This window comes from Burkholderia sp. E168m22 (genome assembly GCF_001319805.1).
Lineage (GTDB): Bacteria > Pseudomonadota > Gammaproteobacteria > Burkholderiales > Burkholderiaceae > Burkholderia > Burkholderia orbicola.
The window spans coordinates 26,370-49,912 of record NZ_BBSK01000040.1; the positions used below are offsets into that span (position 1 = coordinate 26,370).

General features: G+C 67.0%; 28 protein-coding genes. 8 read left to right on the plus strand and 20 right to left on the minus strand.

Annotated elements, in window-relative coordinates; all coding sequences use genetic code 11:
* The first annotated feature begins 153 nt into the window (after positions 1–153).
* The gene (locus AP428_RS11765; protein ID WP_011694411.1) at positions 154–462 is read left to right on the plus strand and encodes a VF_A0006 family four-cysteine protein; all 309 of its coding nucleotides are present in this window, start codon (positions 154–156) and stop codon (positions 460–462) included.
* A gap of 79 nt (positions 463–541) precedes the next feature.
* Here the strand turns inward: AP428_RS11765 and AP428_RS11770 are convergent, their stop codons facing one another.
* Entirely contained in the window at positions 542–1,357 is an 816-nt protein-coding gene (locus AP428_RS11770; RefSeq protein WP_006477742.1) for a MetQ/NlpA family ABC transporter substrate-binding protein, read from the minus strand.
* Between the two features lie 211 nt (positions 1,358–1,568).
* Complete coding sequence (locus AP428_RS11775) at positions 1,569–3,206, minus strand: methyl-accepting chemotaxis protein (protein ID WP_011546269.1); 1,638 nt, start codon at positions 3,204–3,206, stop codon at positions 1,569–1,571.
* A gap of 227 nt (positions 3,207–3,433) precedes the next feature.
* On the opposite strand from AP428_RS11775, the gene AP428_RS11780 reads away from it, so the two are divergent.
* Positions 3,434–3,724 (plus strand): YciI family protein, encoded by a 291-nt coding sequence (locus tag AP428_RS11780; protein ID WP_006477740.1) that lies wholly within the window; start codon positions 3,434–3,436, stop codon positions 3,722–3,724.
* Between the two features lie 153 nt (positions 3,725–3,877).
* On the opposite strand, the gene AP428_RS11785 is transcribed toward AP428_RS11780, so the two are convergent.
* From AP428_RS11785 to AP428_RS11805, 5 genes are read right to left on the minus strand one after another with little or no spacing between them, the layout of a single operon-like run.
* The gene (locus AP428_RS11785) at positions 3,878–4,495 is read right to left on the minus strand and encodes an SCO family protein (protein WP_050014818.1); all 618 of its coding nucleotides are present in this window, start codon (positions 4,493–4,495) and stop codon (positions 3,878–3,880) included.
* 18 nt (positions 4,496–4,513) lie between these two features.
* Positions 4,514–5,416 (minus strand): heme o synthase, encoded by a 903-nt coding sequence (gene cyoE / locus AP428_RS11790; RefSeq protein WP_006477738.1) that lies wholly within the window; start codon positions 5,414–5,416, stop codon positions 4,514–4,516.
* A gap of 8 nt (positions 5,417–5,424) precedes the next feature.
* Entirely contained in the window at positions 5,425–6,537 is a 1,113-nt protein-coding gene (locus AP428_RS11795) for a heme A synthase (RefSeq protein ID WP_011546270.1), read from the minus strand.
* Between the two features lie 25 nt (positions 6,538–6,562).
* The gene (locus AP428_RS11800; RefSeq protein WP_006477737.1) at positions 6,563–7,189 is read right to left on the minus strand and encodes a cytochrome c oxidase subunit I; all 627 of its coding nucleotides are present in this window, start codon (positions 7,187–7,189) and stop codon (positions 6,563–6,565) included.
* A 60-nt stretch (positions 7,190–7,249) separates the two neighbouring features.
* Complete coding sequence (locus tag AP428_RS11805) at positions 7,250–7,960, minus strand: SURF1 family protein (protein WP_054928079.1); 711 nt, start codon at positions 7,958–7,960, stop codon at positions 7,250–7,252.
* Positions 7,961–8,044: 84 nt separating this feature from the next.
* Here AP428_RS11805 and AP428_RS11810 point away from each other — a divergent pair, with 84 nt between their 5' ends.
* Entirely contained in the window at positions 8,045–8,254 is a 210-nt protein-coding gene (locus tag AP428_RS11810; protein ID WP_006477735.1) for a twin transmembrane helix small protein, read from the plus strand.
* 174 nt (positions 8,255–8,428) lie between these two features.
* Here AP428_RS11810 and AP428_RS11815 read toward each other — a convergent pair whose 3' ends face one another.
* The 8 genes from AP428_RS11815 to AP428_RS11845 form a co-directional block, all read right to left on the minus strand.
* The gene (locus AP428_RS11815) at positions 8,429–9,286 is read right to left on the minus strand and encodes a cytochrome c oxidase subunit 3 (RefSeq protein WP_006477734.1); all 858 of its coding nucleotides are present in this window, start codon (positions 9,284–9,286) and stop codon (positions 8,429–8,431) included.
* Between the two features lie 182 nt (positions 9,287–9,468).
* Entirely contained in the window at positions 9,469–9,669 is a 201-nt protein-coding gene (locus AP428_RS11820; protein WP_011546273.1) for a DUF2970 domain-containing protein, read from the minus strand.
* 16 nt (positions 9,670–9,685) lie between these two features.
* The gene (locus AP428_RS11825) at positions 9,686–10,294 is read right to left on the minus strand and encodes a cytochrome c oxidase assembly protein (RefSeq protein ID WP_006477732.1); all 609 of its coding nucleotides are present in this window, start codon (positions 10,292–10,294) and stop codon (positions 9,686–9,688) included.
* A gap of 35 nt (positions 10,295–10,329) precedes the next feature.
* Entirely contained in the window at positions 10,330–10,470 is a 141-nt protein-coding gene (locus AP428_RS37160; RefSeq protein ID WP_011546274.1) for a cytochrome oxidase small assembly protein, read from the minus strand.
* Positions 10,471–10,550: 80 nt separating this feature from the next.
* A complete protein-coding gene (gene ctaD / locus AP428_RS11830; protein WP_006477731.1) occupies positions 10,551–12,158 on the minus strand; it encodes a cytochrome c oxidase subunit I in 1,608 nt (535 codons plus the stop codon).
* Positions 12,159–12,201: 43 nt separating this feature from the next.
* Entirely contained in the window at positions 12,202–13,800 is a 1,599-nt protein-coding gene (coxB, locus tag AP428_RS11835; protein WP_011694413.1) for a cytochrome c oxidase subunit II, read from the minus strand.
* Positions 13,801–13,856: 56 nt separating this feature from the next.
* Positions 13,857–14,381 (minus strand): DUF2244 domain-containing protein, encoded by a 525-nt coding sequence (locus AP428_RS11840; RefSeq protein ID WP_011546277.1) that lies wholly within the window; start codon positions 14,379–14,381, stop codon positions 13,857–13,859.
* Between the two features lie 195 nt (positions 14,382–14,576).
* Entirely contained in the window at positions 14,577–15,542 is a 966-nt protein-coding gene (locus tag AP428_RS11845; RefSeq protein WP_011546278.1) for a methyltransferase domain-containing protein, read from the minus strand.
* A gap of 81 nt (positions 15,543–15,623) precedes the next feature.
* Here AP428_RS11845 and AP428_RS11850 point away from each other — a divergent pair, with 81 nt between their 5' ends.
* Both AP428_RS11850 and trmL read left to right on the plus strand, forming a co-directional pair.
* The gene (locus AP428_RS11850; protein ID WP_054928063.1) at positions 15,624–16,421 is read left to right on the plus strand and encodes a ComF family protein; all 798 of its coding nucleotides are present in this window, start codon (positions 15,624–15,626) and stop codon (positions 16,419–16,421) included.
* Between the two features lie 95 nt (positions 16,422–16,516).
* Positions 16,517–16,987 carry a tRNA (uridine(34)/cytosine(34)/5-carboxymethylaminomethyluridine(34)-2'-O)-methyltransferase TrmL gene (gene trmL, locus AP428_RS11855; protein WP_006477726.1) on the plus strand — a complete coding sequence of 157 codons (471 nt, stop codon included), beginning with the start codon at positions 16,517–16,519 and terminating at the stop codon, positions 16,985–16,987.
* A 34-nt stretch (positions 16,988–17,021) separates the two neighbouring features.
* Here the strand turns inward: trmL and AP428_RS11860 are convergent, their stop codons facing one another.
* The 5 genes from AP428_RS11860 to AP428_RS11880 all read right to left on the minus strand — a co-directional run bounded on the left by AP428_RS11860 (position 17,022) and on the right by AP428_RS11880 (position 19,945).
* Positions 17,022–17,546 (minus strand): O-acetyl-ADP-ribose deacetylase, encoded by a 525-nt coding sequence (locus AP428_RS11860; protein WP_027807188.1) that lies wholly within the window; start codon positions 17,544–17,546, stop codon positions 17,022–17,024.
* 92 nt (positions 17,547–17,638) lie between these two features.
* A complete protein-coding gene (locus tag AP428_RS11865) occupies positions 17,639–18,637 on the minus strand; it encodes an NAD(P)H-dependent glycerol-3-phosphate dehydrogenase (protein ID WP_054928064.1) in 999 nt (332 codons plus the stop codon).
* 26 nt (positions 18,638–18,663) lie between these two features.
* Positions 18,664–19,158, minus strand: coding sequence for a protein-export chaperone SecB (secB, locus tag AP428_RS11870; RefSeq protein ID WP_006477723.1), 495 nt, complete (start codon positions 19,156–19,158; stop codon positions 18,664–18,666).
* Between the two features lie 107 nt (positions 19,159–19,265).
* On the minus strand, positions 19,266–19,526 hold the full coding sequence (gene grxC / locus AP428_RS11875; RefSeq protein WP_006477722.1) for a glutaredoxin 3: 261 nt from the start codon (positions 19,524–19,526) through the stop codon (positions 19,266–19,268).
* The gene (locus AP428_RS11880) at positions 19,523–19,945 is read right to left on the minus strand and encodes a rhodanese-like domain-containing protein (protein WP_006477721.1); all 423 of its coding nucleotides are present in this window, start codon (positions 19,943–19,945) and stop codon (positions 19,523–19,525) included. Before AP428_RS11880 ends, grxC begins: the two co-directional genes overlap by 4 nt.
* Positions 19,946–20,080: 135 nt before the next feature.
* On the opposite strand from AP428_RS11880, the gene gpmA reads away from it, so the two are divergent.
* The 3 genes from gpmA (at position 20,081) to AP428_RS11895 (ending at position 23,488) form a co-directional block, all read left to right on the plus strand.
* Positions 20,081–20,827 carry a 2,3-diphosphoglycerate-dependent phosphoglycerate mutase gene (gene gpmA / locus AP428_RS11885; protein ID WP_012329275.1) on the plus strand — a complete coding sequence of 249 codons (747 nt, stop codon included), beginning with the start codon at positions 20,081–20,083 and terminating at the stop codon, positions 20,825–20,827.
* A gap of 256 nt (positions 20,828–21,083) precedes the next feature.
* On the plus strand, positions 21,084–22,631 hold the full coding sequence (locus AP428_RS11890; protein ID WP_011546283.1) for a S41 family peptidase: 1,548 nt from the start codon (positions 21,084–21,086) through the stop codon (positions 22,629–22,631).
* A gap of 104 nt (positions 22,632–22,735) precedes the next feature.
* Complete coding sequence (locus tag AP428_RS11895; protein WP_054928065.1) at positions 22,736–23,488, plus strand: molybdopterin-synthase adenylyltransferase MoeB; 753 nt, start codon at positions 22,736–22,738, stop codon at positions 23,486–23,488.
* Positions 23,489–23,543: the final 55 nt, after the last annotated feature.

A 23,543-nucleotide genomic window follows, 5' to 3' on the forward strand; every position in this document is an offset into this window, starting at 1 on the left:
ACGGCCCGCCGGACGCCGCCCTCGCCGAAGCCCCGCGAAGGCGTCCAAAGCCCCGCCGGTGGCGGCTCCGGCGCGCGGCGGCCAACGCGTCAGCCGTGCTCATGGCTTTACGCTATGCTGTCGGCCGACCCAATCCACTCCATCGGAGGGCAGATGAAACGGGGTATCCGAGCCGTCGCGTTCGCCGCCGTCGCGCTGGCGCTGCCGGACGCGGCGTTCGCGCTGACCGACGGCAGCGCGCCATACGACGACTGCATGCTCAATGCGCTGCGCGAAAGCCGCAACGGCGCGGCGGCCCAGTTGATCCAGCGCTCGTGCGACGCGCTGTACCGCAACAACGCGATGCTGCTGCCGCGCGAGCGGCGCTTTCACGAGTGCGTCGTGCAGTCGCTGCCCGGCGTGCGCGACAACTACGCGATCCAGCAGATCATGTCGATCTGCTCGCGGCGCGGCGAGATGTAGGCGCACCTGCCGCGCCAATGAAAAAGGGCCTGCGCGATGCAGGCCCTGTTCGTTCAGCGGTCCGACCGGTGAGCGGCGTTCAGAACGACGCGACCATCGAGCCCTTGAACTGCTTCTTGATAAATTCCTTCACTTCCGGCGACTGGTACGCCTTGACCAGCTTCTTCACCCACGGCTGATCCTTGTCCTTCGCGCGCACGGCGATCAGGTTCGCGTACGGACTCGTCAGCGCCTCGAGCGCGATCGCGTCCTTGGTCGGCTGCAGGTTCGCGGCCAGCGCGTAGTTCGTGTTGATCACGGCCGCATCGACGTCCGACAGCACGCGCGGCAGTTGCGCGGCGTCGAGTTCGGAGATCTTCAGCTTCTTCGGGTTCTCGGCGATGTCGAGCACCGTCGCGTTGTTGCCGCCCGTGCCGGCGCCCGCCTTCAGCTTGATCACGCCTTGCGTCTGCAGCAGCAGCAGCGCGCGGTTTTCGTTCGACGGATCGTTCGGCACCGCGAGCTTCGCGCCCTGCGGCAGATCCTTCAGCGACTTGAACTTCTTCGAGTACACGCCGATCGGCGAGATGTAGGTCAGGCCCGCGCTGACGATCTTGTAGCCGCGCTGCTTCACCTGGCTGTCGAGGTAGGGCTGGTGCTGGAAGCTGTTCGCGTCGAGGTCGCCCGAATCGAGCGCCGCGTTCGGCTGCACGTAGTCGTTGAACTCGATGACCTTCACGTTCAGGCCTTCCTTCTCTTTCGCGACCTTCTGCACGACTTGCCACACTTCCGAATCCGGGCCGGCGACCGTGCCGACCTTGATCACCTTGTCTTCGGCGTGCGCACCGGCCGACAGCGTCAGCGCGGCACCGGTGGCCAGCACGGAAAATACCTTCAGGAGACTGCGACGCTTCATCTGTTTCTCGCTTGCTTGCTTACTTGAAATGGGGCGCGATACGGGTATGCCCGGACTCGCAGGAAGGGCCAAATGGTGTCACAGGATCGGCGCGAAGTGAAATACATCCCGCTCATATGGGTATGCACCAGCGCAGTGCTGGCGGCCGACGTGTCGACTCGGCCGTTAGTTGCATTTCTCACTCAACGCATCGGTCCGTCGACCGACCGCGTCACGCCGCCACCGCCTCGTCGGCCGTCTGCTTGCCGAAGGCCGGCTCGGCTGCCCGCGCGCCGGCTCCGCGCGGCGACGCGCCGCCGGTATTGCCGACCCGGAACGCGCCGACCGCGTCGCGCAGCCGTACGGCCTGCTCCTGCAGCGACGCGGCCGCCGCCGCGGCTTCCTCGACCAGCGCCGCGTTCTGCTGCGTCACCTGGTCCATCTGCGTGACCGCGCGCCCGACCTGCGTGATGCCGCTCGCCTGCTCCTCGGACGCGGCCGCGATCTCGCCCATGATGTCGGTCACGCGCGCGACCGCCTGCAGGATCTCGCCCATCGTCGTGCCGGCCTGGCCGACCAGCGTCGAGCCATTGCGCACGCGCTCGACCGAATCGACGATCAGCTCGCGAATCTCCTTCGCGGCCGTCGCGCTGCGCTGCGCGAGCGAACGCACCTCGCCCGCGACCACCGCGAAGCCGCGCCCCTGCTCGCCCGCACGGGCGGCCTCGACCGCCGCGTTCAGCGCGAGGATGTTGGTCTGGAATGCGATGCCCTCGATCACGCCGATGATGTCGGCGATCTTGCGCGAACTGTCGTCGATCTCGCCCATCGTGCCGATCACGCGGTTCACGACGTCGCTGCCGGTGCGCGCGATGTCCGACGCGTTGTTCGCGAGCCCGCTCGCCTGCCGCGCGTTGTCGGCGTTCTGCTTCACCGTCGCGGTCAGCTGCTCCATGCTCGCGGCCGTTTCCTCGAGCGACGCGGCCTGCTCCTCGGTGCGCTGCGACAGGTCGTCGTTGCCGGCCGAGATCTGGCGGCTCGCCGACGCGATCGCTTCGGCCGACTGGCGAATCCCGCCGATCGTCGCCTGCAGCCGCGCCTGCATGTCGTGCATCGCGGCCATCATGCTCGTGCGGTCGCCCGCGCGCACCGGCACCGGCAGCGTGAGGTCGCCCTGCGCGATGCGCGCCGCGAGCGCGGCCGCTTCGTCCGGCTCGCCGCCGAGGCTGCCGCGCACGTTGCGGATGATCACCAGCATCGCCGCGCTGATCACGAAGCCGATCACGAACACCACGGCCAGGTGGCCGAGCAGCGTCCGGTAGTAGACGGTGTCGATGTCCTTCAGGAACACGCCGCTCGAGATGTTCCAGTCCCACGGCGCGAACCGCGTGACGTAGCTGATCTTCGGCACGGCCGTCTCGCTGTGCGGCAAGCGCCCGCGATATTCGGCGAATCCGCTGCCGGTTGCCTTCGCGGCGTTCAGGATCGTCACGAACAGCGGCTTGCCGTCCGGATCGAGATAGTCGCCGACCTGCGTGTCGACGAGCTTCGGCAGCGTCGGATGCATCAGCACGACCGGCTTCGAATCCATCACGAACACATAGCCCGAATCGCCGTAGCGCATCGCGGCCAGGCGCGCGAGCGCGTCGCGCTTCGCGTCGGCCTCGGGCAGCGTGCCGTTCTGCGCGAGCGCGTGATAGGCCTTCACGATGCCCGCCGCCGAGTCGACGAGATTCGCGATGCCGGCCTTGCGTTCGGCGAGCATCGTCGCGCGCGTCTCGTAGGCGCTCCATGCGCCGACGCCCAGAAGACCGATCCATACCAGCGCAAGCGCGAGCCACAGCTTGCGGTTCAAACTCATTCTGCTCATCTGCGTGCCTCTGTCGATGTCGATGCATCCGGCGCGCGAACGGCCTGCCGCGCGCAAACGGTTGCTCTTTTATTTACGGCAACGAGGCTTACATCTTGAATACACGCGAACCCGGCGAACCGGAGATCGACAAACGCACCGCCCGCCGGCGCGACAGCCCGCATCCGCTGTGCTAAAAAGACCGGCTGACCGGCGCACAAGGCGCCGGCATCATTCCAGGGCCATCCATGTACGTCATCGACATCCACTACACCGCGTCGCTCGAGCGCATCGACGACGCGCTCGAACGCCACCGCGCGTACCTGCAGCCGCAGTTCGACAAGGGCATCTTCATCGCGGCGGGGCCGAAGGTGCCGCGCGAAGGCGGCGTGATCCTCGCGGCCCGCATCGATCGCGACGAACTCGACGCGATCCTCGAAACCGACCCGTTCGTCACCGAGGGGCTCGCCACCTATCGCGTGACGGAATTCCGGATCACGCGCGCCGCGTCGGGCTTCAACGTGCCGGCGTTGCCGTAACGCGGCGTCGGCGCAATACGCACGCAATACGCGCGCATGCCGACGCGCCGCCCGGCGGGCAGCGCATGCGCACGACAACGAGAGCGGGAAAACGCGACGGCGCGAAAACGGCCGTCACGCGAACCGCCGGGCCGGGCGCCCGGCGGTTGCCGGTCAGTCGACCAGCAGCTTCAGGTCGTGGACCCACGGGGCCGGGCCCTGGCCATCGCGCACGAACAGGCGCAGCTTGCCGTCGCGGTCGAACACGTAGCTCGCGGCCGTGTGATCCATCGTGTAACTGCCGGGCGTCTTGCCGGGCACCTTCGCGTAGTACACGCGGAAATCCTTCGTGACCTTCTTCAGCGCCGCTTCGTCGGCCGGCCGCAGGCCGATGAACGACGGATCGAACGCGGGCACGTACTGGCCGAGCAGCGCCGGCGTGTCGCGTTCCGGATCGACGGTGACGAACAGCACCTGCACGCGCTTCGCGGCGTCGGGGCCGAGCTGCTTCAGCGCTTCGGACAATTCGGCCATCGTGGTCGGGCACACGTCCGGGCAGTGCGTATAGCCGAAGAACATCACGACGGCCTTACCCTTGAAGTCGGCGAGCGTGCGCACCTTGCCGGTGGTATCGGGCAGCGAGAAATCGGAGCCGAACTGCGTGTTGCCGGTGATGTCGAGATTCTGGAATTTCGGCGCGTTGTCGCATCCGGCGAGCAGCAGCGCTGCCGTGAATGCGCACGCGAGCATCCAGCCTTGGCGCGCGCGGCGCCCGAACCGTGATGGAAGCATTGCGTTCAAACCGTGCGGTTACACGCCGAGCAGCGGGCGTGCATAGTGATCGACGAGCAGCGCGGCAAACAGCAGCGACAGATAGACGATCGAATAGCGGAAGGCCTTGCGGGCGAGTTCGTCCGAATAGTCGCGATGGATCTTCCACGCATACGCGAGAAACACCGCGCCGAGCAGCACCGCGCTCGTCAGGTAGACGGCCCCGCTCATCCCGGAAATGAACGGCATCAGCGTGACCGCGAACAGGATCACCGTGTACAGCAGGATGTGCAGCCGCGTGAACTTCTCGCCGTGCGTGACGGGCAGCATCGGCAGCCCGGCGTTCTCGTAATCCTTGCGGCGATACAGCGCGAGCACCCAGAAATGCGGCGGCGTCCAGACGAAGATGATCAGCACGAGGATCCACGCGTCGCCCGGCACCGCGCCGGTGACGGCGGCCCAGCCGAGCGCCGGCGGCATCGCGCCCGACGCGCCGCCGATCACGATGTTCTGCGGCGTCATCGGCTTGAGCAGCAGCGTGTAGATCACCGCGTAGCCGACGAACGTCGCGATCGTCAGCCACATCGTCAGCGGGTTCGTGAACGTATAGAGCGTCCATGCGCCGACGCTGCCGAGCACGGCCGAGAACAGCAGGATCTGCGGCGTCGTGATCTCGCCGCGCGCGGACGGACGCCACGCGGTGCGGCGCATCATCGCGTCGATCTTCTGTTCGACGAGGCAGTTGATCGCGAACGCGGCGCCGGCCAGCAGCCAGATGCCGACGGTGCCGCCGATCAGCACATGCCACGGCACCATACCCGGCGTCGCGAGGAACATGCCGATCACCGCGCAGAACACCGCGAGCTGCGTGACACGCGGCTTCGTCAGCGCCATGTACTGGGAAAAGCGGCTACCGGGCGATTGGGAGAGGGTGCTTTGCATGGGGACGGTCACGCCGGGGCGGCGTCGCGCGCAGGCTGCGCGACACGGCCGGGGCGGCTTGAAAGGATGCGAAAGTTTAACATGACGACGAGCAGCAGCAGGATCGCGGCCCCGCCGTTGTGCGCGACGGCGACGGGCAGCGGCCACTGCAGCACGATGTTGGTCAGGCCCGTCACGAACTGCAGCAGGACGACCAGCAGCACGCCGTTCGCGGGCCGCCGCAGCGAGTCGAAGCGGCGCATCTTCAGCGCGAACGCGACCAGATACGCGACCACGACGAACGCGAACGTGCGGTGCGTCCAGTGGATCGCGACCAGCGCGTCCTGCGTGATCGCGTCGCCGTCCTTCGTCATTCCGAGCGCGCGCCACAGGTGGAAGCCGTGCTGGAAGTCCATCGGCGGAATCCACTGGCCGTTGCAGGTCGGGAAGTCGGTGCACGCGAGCACCGCGTAGTTGGTGCTCACCCAGCCGCCGAGCGCGATCTGCACGACCAGCAGCACGAGCGCCGCGAGCGCGGCCGCACGGTAACGCCCGGCCTCGGGGTCATACGACGGCAGCGGCGTCTGCCGCGCCGCGAGCCAGCCCAGCGTGCCGAGCAGCGTGAGGCCGAGCAGCAGGTGGATCGTGACGATCACCGGTTGCAGCTTCATCGTGACCGTCCATGCGCCGAACGCGCCCTGCACGAGAATCAGCAGCAGCAGGCTCGTCGGCCACCATGGCGACACGTGCAGCGGGCGGCGGCGCAGCCGCGCGGCCCATGCGATCACCGTCTGCGCGATGATCAGCACGCCGATCGCCATCGCGAAATAGCGGTGGATCATCTCGATCCACGCCTTCGTCATGCTGACCGGCCCGGTCGGCATCGCCTGGTGCGCGGCCGTGATCGCGGCGTGCGCGATGAACGGCGACGACGTACCGTAGCAGCCGGGCCAGTCGGGGCAGCCGAGGCCCGAATCGGTCAGCCGCGTGAAGCCGCCGAACATCACGAGGTCGAGCGTCAGGAACGTGGTGATCCACACGAGCTTGCGGAACTTGTCGTCGTCGGCCTTCACCCACACGTACGACAGCGGCAGCAGCGCGATGCACAAGCCGATCAGGCCGAGTTGCAGTAGATACGACATCGGAATGGTGCCTCGTTCTCTCGCCTTAACCGATGCTCGACCACTTCAGCAGCTTCGTCACGTCCGACTTGATCTTGCTGGGATTCGGGTCTTTCGGGAAACGCATCATCAGGTTGCCGTTCGGGTCGACCATGTAGATGTGGTCGCTGTCCTTCGTGCCGGCATCGGCCGGCAGCCACGCGGCCACCGCGGCCGGATCGGCGACGAGCCGGCGCGTGTCCGGATACGCGTCCAGCACCTTCTGCGGCACCGCGCCCGCATCGCTGCGCAGCCACACCATCGTGATCCGGTGCCGTTCGCCCGCCTGCGTGACGCGGATCTGGCGCATGAAATAGAGCTTCTGCGCGCAGGCGTCGTCGCACGCGCTGCGGTCGGTCATCACGAACAGCCAGACGCCGCGCAGCGACGACAGCGGCACCGTCTTGCCGGTTTCGTCGGTGACCTGCAGATCCGCCGGGATCGGGCGTTGCGGCTCGATCAGCGTGCCGTAGTTCGTCGACCCGCCCTTCGGCTTGATCACGTAATAGGTGAAGTACGACGCGATCATCGGCGCGGCGCACACGAGACCCAGCAGCACGAGCATCCAGCGGCCGCGCTTGCGGGCCGCGGGCGACATCGGCGCAGCGGCCGGACCCTGACGGGGAGATTGCATGGACAAATCAGACCTCTCGAAACGAACCCGCGGCGCCGGCGCCGCGTCCTGGCATGACGCTCACGCGCCGGCCGACTTCTTCGCCGCACGCCGCGCGGCGTACAGGCCGAAGCCGAGCGCGGCCGCCGCCATCGCCCACCACTGAAACATGTAACCGTAATTGCGCTCGACGCCGGTCGTCGCCGCCGGCCAGTCGCGCACGAGCTTGTCGCCGTCGTCGCTCGTCTGCTGGATCACGAACGGCTGCAGCGGCAGCCCCGTTTCCTTCGCATACGCGGCGACGTCGAGGTTCTGCCGGATCTTCTGATGCGCGGCCGACCCGCCTTCGCCGAGCTCGAACGCGCGCGACGCGTCGGCGCGTGCGATGCCGACGATCTCGATGTCGCCCGCCGGCGTCGCGAACGGTTCGATCGCCGTGCGATCGGCGATGTTGCGCGGCAGCCAGCCGCGGTTCACGAGCACGACGCCGCCGCCCGTGAGTTTAAACGGCATCACGACGTAAAAACCCGGCTGGTCGTTATACGGCCGATTGTCGAGGAACACCGCCTGCTCGGGCATGAAACGGCCCTTTGCCCGTACGCGATGAAACTCGATCGACGCGAGCGGCACCGGCTGCGCGCCGATGTCGACGGGCGCCGCCCGTTCGTAGCGCTCGATGCTCGCCTGCAGCGTTTCCTTCTGGTGCGCGCGGTCGCGCTGCCAGAAGCCGAGACGGATCGTGACGGCGACGACGACGAGGATCAGCAGCGCGGGCAGCCAGCGGATCTTCATCATGCGGCCCGCCCGGCACCTGCGCGAAAGCGAAGTGCGATAATTATCCTCTTCCTTTCGAATTGCCGTCGTCCGGTTCGTGTCATGCACATACTCGTTCCCATCGCCTTCGTCCTCATCATTGCCAGCATGGGCTCGGCGCTCTACTTCATGATGCACGACCGCGGCCATACGAAGCGCATGGTCTGGTCGCTCGCCACCCGCGTCGGGCTGTCGGTGTCGCTGTTCCTGCTCATCCTGTTCGCGAACTGGATGGGCTGGATCCATTCGACCGGCCTGCCGATCGGGCGTTGATGCCGTTGCCGCGCCGGCCGCTGTGACATTTAGCCGCACGGCCGCGCCACCAAGCAAAAGCGCCGCCTGACTGAGTCGCGGCGGCGCCAGGGTGGTATCGCTCGCGGCTTCGCCGCCGCGGCCACGACACCAATGAAAACGGCCCGCGCATCGCTGCGCGGGCCGTCGTTCCATTTACAGCCAGTAGACGACGACGTACAGGCCGAGCCAGACGACGTCGACGAAGTGCCAGTACCACGCGGCGCCTTCGAAGGCGAAGTGATGATCGGGCTTGAAGTGGCCGCGGATCATCCGCACCAGGACCACCGCGAGCATCGTGCCGCCGAGGAACACGTGGAAGCCGTGGAAGCCCGTCAGCAGGAAGAACGTCGAACCGTACACGCCCGAGTTCAGCGTCAGGTTCAGTTCGTTGTACGCGTGGTAGTACTCGAAACCCTGCAGGAACAGGAAGCAGATACCGAACACGAGCGTCGCGGCCAGCCAGGCGATCGCCTTCTTGCGATGATCGTCGCGCAGCGCGTGGTGCGAGATCGTCAGCGTCACGCCCGACGACAGCAGGAACGCGGTGTTCAGCGTCGGGATCGGCCACGGACCCATCGTCTTGAAGTGACCGGCGAGCGCGGCGGGGCCTTCGTTCGGCCACACGGCGGAGAAGTCCGGCCAGATCAGCTTGTAATCGAGGCTGCCGAGCTGGTGCAGCGCGATTTCACGCGCATAGAACAGCGCGCCGAAGAATGCGCCGAAGAACATGACTTCCGAGAAGATGAACCAGCTCATGCTCCAGCGGTACGACTTGTCGACGTTCTTGCCGTAATGACCGCCTTCCGATTCGGCGATCGCGTCGCCGAACCAGTGATACAGCGTGAAGAGCAACCACAGCAGGCCGAGCAGCGCCGTAAACGGCGCCCAGTCGTGACCGTTGATCCACAGCGCGGCCGACCCGAGCATGACCAGCAGGCCGATGGCCGCGCTGATCGGATGCTGCGACGGATGCGGCACGAAATAGTACGGGGTCTGGTTTTGACCGCTCATGCTTGATTCTCCACTTCAGTCCAATTTGTGTACCGGAAACCGCTCCGGCTTTATTTCTTGCGCGGCGAGACCGCCGCCGCGCTTTCCCGCACGCCGCGCCGTGGCGCCGCGCACTGCATTCTTTCGTCGTTGCTAGCCGCTAAGCCGTGCGCCGCTAGCCGCACGCCACTAGCCGTGCGCCCTCAACCCACGACGGCACGCACGATCAGGATCAGCACGCCGATGAACACGCCGGCCGCGAGCAACGCGACGATCAGCACGTGCAGCGGATTGAGCTGCGTCGCGTCGGCCTCCAGGTCGCGCCGCTTGCGCACCCCGAAGAACGACCACAGCACCGCTTTCAGCGCCTGACCGAACGTTCCGCTCCGCTTGACCTCCGTCATCGCCCCGTCTCCTTCGTCATGCGTCCGGCTTCGCCGCACCCTGCGCCGCCGTACTGCGCTGCGCCGGTGCCGGCGTGGCCGGAGTATTCAGCTCGAAGAACGTGTACGACAGCGTGATCGTCTTCACGTCCTTCGGCAATTTCGGGTCGATCACGAACACCACCGGCATCTTGCGCGACTCGTTCGCGGTCAGCGTCTGCTGCGTGAAGCAAAAGCACTCGATCTTCTTGAAGAACTCCGTGGCCTGCTTCGGCGCGTAGCTCGGAATCGCCTGCGCGACGACCGGCCGGCCCTGCCCGTTCGTCACGTCGTACACGATCGTCGTCAGTTCGCCCGGATGCACGTCGAGGCTGTTGTGCTCCGGCTTGAACCCGAGTGGCCCGCGCGCGTTCGCATCGAACTCGACCGACACCGTGCGGCTGGTGTCGACCTGCGAGTTCTTCACCTCGCGCTCGCTGACATCGCGCTGCACCAGGTTGTTGATGCCGGTGATCTGGCAGATCGCCCGATACATCGGGATCAGCGCGAAGCCGAAACCGAACATCAGCCCGGCCACGACGAAGAGCTTCACCAGCATCGAACGATTGAACGCACGATCCACGGCGCCCTCTTCCGGCTTCGACATACGACGACTTCCTCGCTACTGCGTCAGTTACTGCATCAGTGGGTGGACAGCCACCACTGCTTGATCACGACACCCACGAAAAAAACGGCGGCGATGACGAGCAGGGTGAGGCCGAGCCGCTTGTTGCCCGCGCGGATCTGCTCGGGCGTTCGTCTTTCTGGTGGATTCCGGGTCATCTGAAACTTCGCTGAAACTTCCGTTCCGCGCCCGCCGCGCCTGCCTGCGCGGCAGGCAGCGGCGGAACGCTCGGTGAAACTTATTCGACGTGCGGCGGTTGCTCGAACGTGTGGAACGGAGCCGGGCTCGGTACCGTCCACTCGAGGCCCGTCGCGCCATCCCACGGCTTGTCCGACGCCTTTTCCAGCTCGCCGCCGCCACGGTAGGCCGGCAGCGCGACCGCAAACAGGAAGTACACCTGCGCGAGGCCGAAGCCGAATGCGCCGATCGTCGCCACCTGGTTGAAGTCCGTGAACTGCGCCGGGTAATCCGCATAGCGGCGCGGCATGCCCGCGAGACCGACGAAGTGCATCGGGAAGAACGTCAGGTTGAAGAAGATCATCGACGCCCAGAAGTGGATCTTGCCGCGCGTCTCGTTGTACATCCAGCCCGTCCACTTCGGCGCCCAGTAGTACCAGCCCGAGAACAGCGCGAACAGCGAGCCGGCCACCAGCACGTAGTGGAAGTGCGCGACCACGAAGTAGGTGCCGTGATACTGGATGTCGAGCGGCGCCATCGCGAGCATCAGGCCCGTCAGGCCGCCGAACGTGAACACGAACAGGAAGCCGATCGCGAACAGCATCGGGGTTTCGAACGTCATCGAGCCGCGCCACATCGTCGCGAGCCAGTTGAACACCTTCACGCCCGTCGGCACCGCGATCAGCATCGTCGCGTACATGAAGAACAGCTGGCCGGTGACCGGCATGCCCGTGGCGAACATGTGGTGCGCCCAGACCATGAACGACAGGATCGCGATCGATGCCGTCGCGTACACCATCGAGCTGTAGCCGAACAGCGTCTTGCGTGCGAACGCCGGGATCACCTGCGACACGATCCCGAACGCCGGCAGAATCATGATGTACACCTCGGGGTGGCCGAAGAACCAGAAGATGTGCTGGTACATCACCGGGTCGCCGCCGCCTGCCGCGTTGAAGAACGACGTGCCGAAGTGGCGGTCGAACAGCACCATCGTGATCGCGCCCGCCAGAACCGGCATCACGGCGATCAGCAGGTACGCGGTGATCAGCCACGTCCACGCGAACATCGGCATCTTCATCAGCGTCATGCCCGGTGCGCGCATGTTCAGGATCGTCACGACGATGTTGATCCCGCCCATGATCGACGATGCGCCCATGATGTGGACCGCGAAGATCGCGAAGTCCATGCCCGGGCCCATCTGCGTCGACAGCGGTGCGTACAGCGTCCAGCCGGCGGCCGTCGCGCCGCCCGGCGCGAAAAACGAGCCGACCAGCAGCACGGCCGCGACCGGCAGCAGCCAGAAGCTGAAGTTGTTCATCCGCGCGAACGCCATGTCGGATGCGCCGATCTGCAGCGGAATCATCCAGTTCGCGAAGCCGACGAACGCCGGCATGATCGCGCCGAACACCATGATCAGGCCGTGCATCGTCGTGAGTTCGTTGAAGAACTCCGGACGCATGATCTGCAGGCCCGGCTCGAACAGCTCGGCACGGATGCCGAGCGCCATCACGCCGCCCGACAGGAACATGATGAACGAGAACAGCAGGTACAGCGTACCGATGTCCTTGTGGTTGGTGGCGAACAGCCAGCGACGCCAGCCGTGCGGGGCTTCGTGCGCGTGGTCGTCGTGCGCGTGGTCCGCGGCTACGTCGTGCCCGATGCTAGACATGAGAATCTCCTAATGCGAATACGTCGACTAACTCAGCGACACGTCAAGCCGCCGGGCCGATCTCGACACGCCGGGCTTCCTTCGCGTCAGCCCCGCCCGTGATCGTTTCCGGCTTTTTGAGAATAATGTGGTCTTCCGCCACGCCTGCTGCCTTCAGCGCATCGCGCACGGCCTGCGCGCGATGCTTCGCCAGTTCGGCGTTCGCGTCGGCCGAGCCCGTCTTGTCGGTGAAGCCCGACAGCGCGAGCTTCGCGTCCGGATGTGCCTTCGCATAGTCGGCCGCGGCGGCGATCGCCGCCTTCGCGTCGGCCGGCAGCACGCTCTTGCCCGTCTCGAAGTAGATCGTCGACAGCGCGGCCGATGCCGCTGCCGCCGGCTGCTCGGCGCCCGACGCGGCTTGCGCCGGTGCCGAAGCCGCTTCTGCCGGGGCCGCTGCCGTTGCCGCGCCCGCCGTGTCTTCCGGCAGCTTGCCGTTGCGTGCGTCAGCCACTTGCTTCGGCTGCAGCAGGTCGTTCTTGTGGTTGCCCCACGAGTTGCGTTCGTACGTGACGACCGAAGCGATGTCGAGGTCCGACAGCGACGCCCACGACGGCATCGCGCCCTTGCCGTGCAGCACGCGCTCGACGTGCGCGGCGATCGGGCCGTTCACGATCGGGCTGCCGTCCATCGCCGGGAACGCGCCGAGGCCCTTGCCGTTCACCTGGTGGCAGGCCGCGCAGTTCGCCTTGTAGACTTCCTCGCCGTGCGCGACGAGTTCGGCCATCGTGTAGACCTTGTTCGGGTCGACCGCCGCGCTGGCCAGCTTCGCCTTCTGCGCGCTGACCCACTTCGCGTAGTCGTCGTCCGACAGGACTTCGACGACGACCGGCATGTACGCGTGCTCCTTGCCGCACAGCTCGGTACAGAAACCGCGGAACGTGCCGACCTTGTCGGCCTTGAACCACGTATCGCGCACGAAGCCGGGGATCGCATCCTGCTTCACGCCGAACGCGGGCACGTACCACGAGTGGACGACGTCGTTGGCGGTCGTGATGATGCGGATCTTCTTGTTGACCGGCACGACGAGCGGGTTGTCGACTTCCTGCAGATAGGTGTCGGTGATCGGCTTCTTGCCCATCACTTCGTCGCGCGGGGTGGTCAGCGTCGACAGGAAGCCGATGCCCTCGCCCGGGCCCTTCACGTAGTCGTAGCCCCACTTCCACTGGTAGCCGGTGACCTTGATCGTGAGATCGGCGTTCGTCGTGTCCTTCATCGCGACGACGGCCTTCGTCGCCGGCAGCGCCATCAGCACGACGATGACGAACGGCACGATCGTCCAGATGATCTCGACGGTCGTGCTTTCATGGAAATTGGCGGCCTTGTGGCCCTTGGATTTGCGGTGCGCGAAGATCGAATAGAACATCACGCCGAACACGCCGACGAAGATCACCGTACACAGGATCAGCATCATCGTGTGGAGATCGTAGAGCTCCTCGGCGATCTTCGTGACAGGCGGCTGAAAGTTGATCTCGTTGACACGGGGGCCGCCCGGGCTATCACCGACCGCCAGGGCCGCACCGGCAAAGAGCAATCCGCTGCATGCCAGCACGCCCGTGAGGGCTCGCTTGATTGTTTTCATAGCATCCTTACCCAAAATTTCCATTCAAACCCTCCCCCGTCGCAAGCCACCAGCCTCGTCCGGCCAATGACCGCGCCTCGTCAGCCGCAGCGCCTGAGCGACACGCGCAGCTCGTCGGCGAACTGCGCACGCTTGTACTGCGCGAGATGCTGCCCGATTACGACGGTCTGCCCGCGCGATACCAGCCGAATCGGATCGCGTGGCGTCGCACCCGGCTCGACCCGCACCCAGCGCGGGTTGAATTCGATCTGCGTGAGCCGCTCCGCATCCATCCGCTCGATCACGAGCCGGTGCGGAAACAGCCTGATGCGCTCGTAATCGACCGCATGGCGAGCATAGATCGCAAATGCGACACCCACCGCCAGCAACTCGATTCCGGTAAAGGGCATGACGAGCCAGACCCCTCTCCACAACAGCAACGCCGCGATCGCCAGCGAGAAGCCCGCGAGCGACGCGTAAAACAGCACGAACTGGCGTGGCGACACCGAACAGTTGCGTTTCATGAGCCAGTCTTCGAGGACCGGTTCGCTGTCCGCCGTCTCCGCCAAAACCCTCGCTGCTTCCATCGCCGCCTCACGCGAATGGCATGCGATGCATGCCTGCATCGGACTCGTCGCCCCGTATTGCGGGGACCCCGGGACGACAAGCTGACGCATTATAGGCGGGTTCAATGGCATCCACAAGCAAGCGCCTATCGCCCGCCAAGCCAAGCGCGACAAGCTTTCCGGCCGTTTTGGCCGCCAATTCGACCCCGCTTTGCGCCGCTAATTTCAGACATAACAAAACCCCTCTTTACCGCTTTACCGATTCTTCGGACGCCCCTTGCCGATGTCCTCGATGCGCACGATCCCGTGCCCTTCGGCGGTCGTGCGCGGCACGGCCTTCCACGCGTGGCCGTAGATCACCTCGAACGTCAGCGGAATCGTGCCGTCCTCGCGCCGGCGCGCGTCCAGCGCGTCGCCGAGCGCCGCGCGAAAGCGCCGCGTCGCGTGCTGCGGCGTCGCCCGCTCGAACGGATAGGCGCCCCAGCGGCGCACGTCGGCCAGCAGGGAATCGGGGGACTTGTAGGTGACGGTCAGCACTTCCTGGTCCATCACGGGAATCTCGAAGCCGCTCTCGACGAGCATGTCGCCGAGGTCGTGCATGTCGACGAAATCGATCACGCGGGCGGCGGGCGGGGCGATGCCGAGCGCCGCTTCGGCGTCCGCGCAGGCCGCGCGCAGTTCGCGCAGCGTGTCGGGGCCGAGCGTGCTGAACATCAGCAGCCCGTTCACGCGCAGCACGCGCTGCCATTCGGGGAAGACGGTATCGGGACGCGAATGCCAGTGAAGCGCGAGATTCGACCAGATCAGGTCGAACGCGCCGCCCGGGAACGGCAGTGCGGCGAAATCGGCCTGCGCGACGCGCGGGCCGCGCTGGCCCAGCGCCCGGCCGAGCGACGCCGGCAGCCAGCGGCGCCAGGTGGTCTGCTCGACTTCACGCTGACCGGCCCGCGCGAGCATCGCGCCGGACAGGTCCACGCCGAACACCGGCGCTTCGGGAAAACGCGCGCGCAGCGCCGGCAGGTCGTCGCCCGGGCCGCAGCCCGCATCGAGCACGGCCGCGGGGCTCACCTTGATGTATTCGAGGCGCTCGTTCATCCGCTGCGCGATCTCGCGCGGCAGGAACGCAACCGCATCGAACGTGGCGGCACGGCGATCGAAGATCCGCCGCAGGCGCCTGGTGTCATTGGCCGGACGGCCGGTTGAAGTCGAAGCTGGGGACATGTCGGGCACACTGGCGAAGAGCCCGAAGTATACTCGCTCGCCTCGCAAGCTTCATTGAGGCGGCGTGCCAGGAGTGTTGCGATGGTCCGCGGTTCCGCCGAGCGCACGTTGCGCGTCGTTTTGTCGCAGGTTCGAACGCTGGCCGTGCGCGTCGCCGCCGCCACGTTGCCGAATCGCTGCGCGTTATGCGGCAATTTGTCACACGCCGTGATTTGCGGCGCCTGCGATGCCGCGTACTGGAATGAAGCGCAGTTGCGCTGCGAGGTCTGCGCGCTGCCGCTCGGTGTCGGACACGCGCGATCGGCCGGCGGCGGTCGCCTCGGCGCCGGCCGCGCGGGCCTGTACCAGTGCGACGCGTGCCGCACCGCGCCGCCGCCGTTCGACGCGACGCTCGCGCTTGCCGATTACCGCGCGCCGCTCGACGGGCTCGCGCGCGGCCTGAAATTTCACGCACAGCTCGCGCTCGGTGGTGAATTCGCAGCCCGGCTTGCACGGCTGGTCGACGATACGCGCGGCGCGGGGGGCTTCGACCTCGTCGCGCCGGTACCGCTGTCGCACCGGCGGCTCGTCGCGCGCGGCTACAACCAGGCGTGGGCGATCGCGCGTCCGCTGGCGCGCCGGCTCGGCGTGCCAGCGGAGGCAGCCTTGCTCACGCGCGTCGCCGACACCGCGCCGCAGTCGCGGCTCGATCGGCACGCACGACGCGACAACGTGATGGCGGCTTTCGCGGTGGCAGGCGGCGTCGCCGGCCGCCACATCGCGCTCGTCGACGACGTGATGACGTCCGGCGCGACGCTCGCGGCGGCCGCGCAGGCGCTGAAGGCGGCGGGCGCCGCGCGCGTGACGAATCTGGTTGCGCTGCGCACCGCCAGGGATTAATTAGATAGAGAGGCCGCCCGCATGCGGCCGTCACGAACCGGCCAGCCGGATGCACGCGCATTGCGCCGCTCCGGCCGCCCCAGCCAAACCGAAACATGTTCAACGTCGTTCTCGTCGCCCCCGAAATTCCGCCGAACACCGGCAACGTGATCCGCCTGTGCGCGAACACCGGCGCGCATCTGCACCTGATCGAGCCGCTCGGCTTTCCGCTCGACGACGCGCGGATGCGCCGCGCCGGCCTCGACTATCACGAGTATGCGCAGATGCGCGTGCACCGCGACTGGGATGCGTTCGTCGCCGCCGAAACGCCCGATCCCGCGCGGATGTTCGCGTTCACGACGCGCGGCTCGGGCCGCTTCCACGATCATGCGTTCCTGCCCGGCGACTGGTTCGTGTTCGGCTCGGAAACGCGCGGCCTGCCGGCCGAACTGCTCGAACGCTTCCCGAACGAGCAGCGCGTGCGCCTGCCGATGCGGCCGGACAACCGCAGCCTGAACCTGTCGAACACGGTCGCGGTGGTCGTGTTCGAGGCGTGGCGCCAGGCCGGCTTCGAAGGCGGCGCCTGACACTCGCCGGGTGTAGCCCGCGGCGCGGAACGCGTCAGGTCCGCGCGAGCCGCGCGCGGTACAGGTCGTAGATGTCGGGGGAAAAGCACGCGAACACCACGCGTGCTAGGTTCGGCGCCTGCGCGAGCATCTCGACGACGGTGCCGACCGCGATGTCGACGGCGGCTTCGGCCGGATAGCGGTAGACGCCGCAACTGATCGCCGGAAACGCGATCGACGTCGCGGCAACCTCTTCGGCCAGCTCGATCGCGCGCCGGTAGCACGACGCGAGCAGCTCGGCCTCGCCGCGCGCGCCGCCGTACCAGACCGGCCCGACCGCGTGGATTACGTAGCGCGCCGGCAACCCGTGGCCGCGCGTGAGCTTCGCGTCGCCGGTGTCGCACCCGCCGAGCGTGCGGCACTCGGCGAGCAGGCCGGGGCCGGCCGCGCGGTGAATCGCGCCGTCGACGCCGCCCCCGCCGAGCAGCGAACCGTTCGCGGCGTTGACGATCGCATCGACATCGAGCGTCGTGATGTCGACGACCTGCGCATCGAGCGTGGTGGAATGGATCTGCAGCATGACAACCTCGCGGAACGCCGAAGACTGTTCAAGCGTAGTCCGCTTTGGCGCCGCGCGCCCGGCGCAACCGTGCCGGGCGAACCCAGCCCGTGCTACTCGGCGCGTGCGTCGCGGCGCAGCAGGCCGCTGACGGCGTCGCGCGGTGCGATGCCATCGAACAGCACGCCGCACACGGCTTGCGTGATCGGCATATCGATCGATTGCGCGCGCGCGAGCGCCAGCACGGCCTGCGCGCAGCGCACGCCTTCGGCCACGTGGCCGAGCGCGCCGAGGATGTCGTTCAGCGTGCGGCCGGCCGCCAGTTGCAGCCCGACCGTGCGGTTGCGCGACAGGTCGCCCGTCGCGGTGAGGATCAGGTCGCCGAGGCCCGTGAGGCCCGTGAAGGTTTCCGCGCGGCCGCCGAGCGCCACGCCGAGCCGCGACATTTCGGCGAGGCCGCGCGTGATCAGCGCGGCGCGCGCGTTCAGCCCGAGGCCGAGGCCGTCGGAAATGCCGGTCGCGATCGCCAGCACGTTCTTCACCGCGCCGCCGACCTCGACGCCGACCACGTCGTCGCCCGTATAGATCCGCATCGCGCCGTGATGGAACGCGGCGAGCGTGCGCTCGCGGCATTCGGCCGACGCGCTGGCCACCGTCAATGCGACGGGCAACGACTGTCCGACCTCGCGCGCGAAGCTCGGGCCCGACAGCACGCCGTTGCTCTGCTGTTCGGGCAGTTCGGCCGCGATCACCTGATGCGGCAGCAGATGCGTGTCGGCCTCGAAGCCCTTGCAGACCCAGACGACGTGCGCGGGCACATAGCCCGCGTCGCGCATCGCGTGACACAGCGTGCGCAGCCCGGCCACCGGCGCGGCGATCACGCACAGCGCGTCGTCCGCGGCGCCATGCGCGAGCGCGGCGCCGAGATCGGCGTCGTAGCGCAGCGCGTCAGGCAGCGCGATGCCGTCCAGATAGCGGGAATTTTCGTGCCGGGCCTGCAGCCCGGCGATGAGCGCGGCGTCGCGCGCCCACAGAAGCGTATCGTGCCGCGCGGCCAGATGGCCCGCGAGCGCGGTGCCCCAGGCACCGGCGCCGAGAACGGCTACTTTCATACCCAGCACCGGTCCGGAGTGAAACGTCAGTTCAGCGTCGTGCCATTCGGCGCGCCGTTCGGTGCGCCTGCTGCGGCGCCGGCTTGCTGCTGAAGCTGCGCGAGACGCTGCTCGTACAGCGCCTGGAAGTTGATTTCCGCGAGGTGGATCGGCGGGAAGCCGGCGCGCGTGATCGCGTCGGCGATGTTCGAGCGCAGGTACGGGAACAGGATCGTCGGGCATGCGATGCCGACGAGCGGATCGAGCTGTTCGTCCGGAATGTTGCGGATGTCGAAAATGCCAGCCTGCTTCGCTTCGATCAGGAATGCGACCTTGTCCTTCACCTTCGCGGTGACGGTACCCGACACGACGACTTCGAACACGCTTTCCGCGAGACGGTCGGCCTTGACGTCGACTTCGACTTCAACCGACGGCATGTCCTGCTCGAGGAAGATCGCCGGCGAATTCGGCTGCTCGAGCGACATATCCTTCAGGTAGACGCGCTGGATGTTGAAGAACGGTTGGTTTTCGACGTCGGACATGGTGTTTCCCTAAAAGTGGTGACGGGGCGGTCCGGCTGTTCGCCGGCCGCCACGGATGAATCCTGCGCGCCCGACCCGCGGCGCGGCCGGCGGCCATTCTGCCCTAATCAGGCCGCTTGCAGAAGCGGCACGAGGCCGCCTTCGCGGTCGAGCTTCGACAGATCGTCGTAGCCGCCGACGTGCGTGTCGCCGATATAGATCTGCGGCACCGTGCGGCGCCCCGTGCGCGTCATCATTTCCTCGCGGCGGGCCGGATCGCGATCGATCAGCACCTTTTCGATCTGCTCGACGCCGCGCAGCTTCAGCAGGCGCTCGGCCTGCATGCAATACGGACACACCTGCGTGCTGTACATCAAAACCTTGTTCACTTCGCCACTCCTTGTTTGACGACCGGCATCCCGGCCTGCTGCCAGGCGGCCACGCCGCCTTCGAGCACGTGCACCTCGGCGTAGCCCGCCGCCTCGACCTCGCGCGCCGCCTTCTGCGACTGCTGGCCATTCTGGCAGACGAGCAGCACCGGGGTGCTCTTGTTCTTCGCGACCTGCGCAATTTTCGCGCCGATCTCGCCCGCCGCGACCTGGCGCGCCGACGGCAGGTGGCCGGCGGCGAAATCGGCGGCGGCACGCAGGTCGATCACGACCGCGTTGCGGCGATTGATGAGCTGCGTCGCTTCCGCAGCCGACAGCCCGCCGCGGCCGCGGCGCAGGGCCGGCCATGCCAGCAGGCCGCCGGAAACCAGCAGGATCGCGATAAGGGCCAGGTTCGTGTAATTGGTAAAGAACGTCACGGAATGCCGCCGGAAAAAGAGAAATCGGATGAGGACAATCCCGCCATTATAAAATAACCGTCTTGCGCGATGTCGGGCCCCGGTTCGGTCCCGTGCGGCGCGCCCCGCTTCCCATCACTACCGACCGCAAGATCCATGTACAAACTCGTTCTCATCCGCCACGGCGAATCGACGTGGAACAAGGAAAACCGCTTCACCGGCTGGGTCGACGTCGACCTGACCGAACAGGGTCGCAACGAGGCCTACCAGGCCGGCGAACTGCTCAAGGAGGCCGGCTACACGTTCGACATCGCGTACACGTCGGTGCTCAAGCGCGCGATCCGCACGCTGTGGCACGTGCAGGACAAGATGGACCTGATGTACCTGCCGGTCGTCCACTCGTGGCGCCTGAACGAGCGCCACTACGGCGCGCTGTCGGGCCTGAACAAGGCGGAAACGGCCGCGAAGTTCGGCGACGAGCAGGTGCTCGTGTGGCGCCGCAGCTACGACACGCCGCCGCCCGCGCTCGAGCCGACCGACGAGCGCGCGCCGTTCAACGACCCGCGCTACGCGAAGGTGCCGCGCGAGCAACTGCCGCTCACCGAGTGCCTGAAGGACACGGTCGCGCGCGTGCTGCCGCTGTGGAACGAGTCGATCGCGCCGGCGGTGCGCGCCGGCAAGCAGGTGCTGATCGCCGCGCACGGCAACTCGCTGCGCGCGCTGATCAAGTACCTCGACGGCATCTCGGACAGCGACATCGTCGGCCTGAACATCCCGAACGGCGTACCGCTCGTGTATGAACTCGACGAGAACCTGAAGCCGATCAAGCACTATTACCTCGGCGACCAGGACGCGATCGCGCAGGCGCAGGCCGCCGTCGCGAAGCAGGGCAAGGCGGGCTGACGCCCGGCGCGGCGAGCAGGCCGCGTTCCGGCGCGGCGTGCCGGGCCCCGGCCCGCACGCCGCGCGAACCTTCCCGGCCCCGCTGCGGTCGAACCCGCTTTCGAACCCCGCAGCGCGCCTGGCGGTGCCCCGCCGGGGCCTCTGCGGCCTTTTCGACGCTTTTCGCGCCGTTCCACTGAGTTATCGGACGAACAGTTATACTTGTCCGCTACATCCCCGCTACCGCCACGCGCTTCCCGACCGCACCAGACTCTCTATGCGAATGAATTTGAAGAACATCGGCCTGATTGCCGCGGGCCTCGCCACGGGCGTGTTCGCCACGCTGCAGGTTTCCGCATCGGCCGAGCAGACCGCCACGGCGCCGCTTCCCCTCGACCAGCTCCGCCTGTTCGCGGAAGTATTCGGGCAGATCAAGCGCGAGTACGTCGAACCGGTCGACGACAAGAAGCTGCTGACGGCGGCGATCAAGGGCATGGTGTCGAGCCTCGATCCGCACTCGTCGTTCCTCGACAAGACCGACTATGACGAACTGCAGGAGCAGACGAAGGGCCGCTTCGCGGGCCTCGGCATCGAGATCTCGCAGGAAGACGGCCTCGTCAAGGTGATCTCGCCGATCGAGGACACCCCCGCGTTCCGCGCCGGCATCCGTCCGGGCGACCTGATCACGCGCATCAACGACAAGCCGGTGCGCGGCATGACGCTCGACAAGGCCGTCAAGCAGATGCGCGGCGAGCCGGGCACCAAGGTCACGCTGACGATCTTCCGCAAGAGCGACGACCGCACGTTCCCGGTCACGGTCACGCGCGCGATCATCAAGGTCCAGAGCGTGAAGATGAAGATGCTCGACCCGGGCTACGCGTATGTCCGCATCACGAGCTTCCAGGAGCGCACGACGCCCGATCTCGCGCAGAAGCTGCAGGACATCGCGCGCCAGCAGCCGAACCTGAAGGGCCTCATCCTCGACCTGCGCAACAACGGCGGCGGCCTGCTGCAGAGCGCGGTCGGCGTGGCCGGCGCGTTCCTGCCGCCCGACTCGGTCGTCGTGTCGACCAACGGCCAGATCCCCGATTCGAAGCAGGTCTACCGCGATACGTACGACAACTATCGCCTGCCGTCCTTCGACGGCGATCCGCTGAAGAACCTGCCGCCGGTCTTCAAGACCGTGCCGATGATCGTGCTGACGAACGCATATTCGGCGTCCGCGTCGGAAATCGTCGCCGGTGCGTTGCAGGATTCGAAGCGCGCACAGATCATGGGCAAGACGACGTTCGGCAAGGGTTCGGTGCAGACGGTCCGCCCGATGACGGCCGACACCGCGCTGCGCCTGACCACCGCGTACTACTACACGCCGAGCGGCCGTTCGATCCAGAACAAGGGCATCACGCCGGACGTGCCGGTCGATCAGTACGCGGACGGCGATCCGGACGACGTGCTCGTGACGCGCGAGGTCGACTACACGAACCACCTCGCGAACACGCAGGATCCGAACGAGAAGAAGGAACAGGAAGAGCGCGAGCAGCGCCGGATGGATCAGCTGCGCGTTCTCGAAGAGCAGAACGACAAGAAGACGCCGGAGCAGCGCCAGAAGGATCGCGATCGCAAGCCGATCGAGTTCGGCAGCGCCGACGACTTCATGATGCAGCAGGCGCTCAACAAGCTCGAAGGCAAGCCGGTCCAGGAATCGAAGTCGCTGCTCGCCGAGAGCACGGCGAAGAGCCCGGCCGCCAAGGCAGCCGCGAAGGCATCGGGCGCCAGCGCCGCGAAGCCGGCTTCCGCACCGAAGCCGGCATCCGCGCCAAAGTAAGCGCCAGCCGGCATCCAACGGGCCATCGCGGGAAGACCGCGATGGCCCGTTTTTCATGCGCGCCTAAAATAACGAACGTCCGCCCGCCTCGCTCACGACTCCCCATGAACGACGATCAACTCCTTCGCTACTCCCGCCACATCCTCGTCGACGAGATCGGCATCGAGGCGCAGCAGCGCTTTCTCGACGCGCATGCGATCGTCGTCGGCGCGGGCGGCCTCGGCTCGCCGGCCGCGATGTATCTCGCGGCGTCGGGGGTCGGCACGCTCACGCTCGTCGACGCCGATACGGTCGACCTCACGAACCTGCAGCGGCAGATCCTGCACGTGACGGCATCGGTCGGCCGCAGCAAGGTCGAATCGGGACGCGACACGCTCGCGCAGCTGAACCCCGAGGTGACGGTGAACGCGGTCGCGGAACGCGTCGACGACGCGTGGCTCGACGCACACGTGCCGCACGCGAGCGTCGTGCTCGACTGCACCGACAACTTCGCGACGCGGCATGCGATCAACCGCGCGTGCGTCGCGCACGGCGTGCCGCTCGTGTCGGGCGCCGCGCTGCGCTTCGACGGCCAGATCAGCACGTTCGACTTCCGCGACGCGGCCGCGCCCTGCTATGCGTGCGTGTTTCCGGAAGACCAGCCGTTCGAGGAAGTCGCGTGCTCGACGATGGGCGTGTTCGCGCCCACCGTCGGGATCATCGGCGCGATGCAGGCGGCCGAGGCGCTGCGCGTGATCGGCGGCATCGGCAAGACGCTCAACGGGCGGCTGATGATGCTCGATTCGCTGCGGATGGAATGGACGACGATGAAAATCGCGCGCCAGGCCGACTGCCCCGTATGCGGGGACCGGCACTGACGCGCGACGGGCATGCGCCAAACGGCCCATGCGTGACACTTCGCTACAGTTAGCG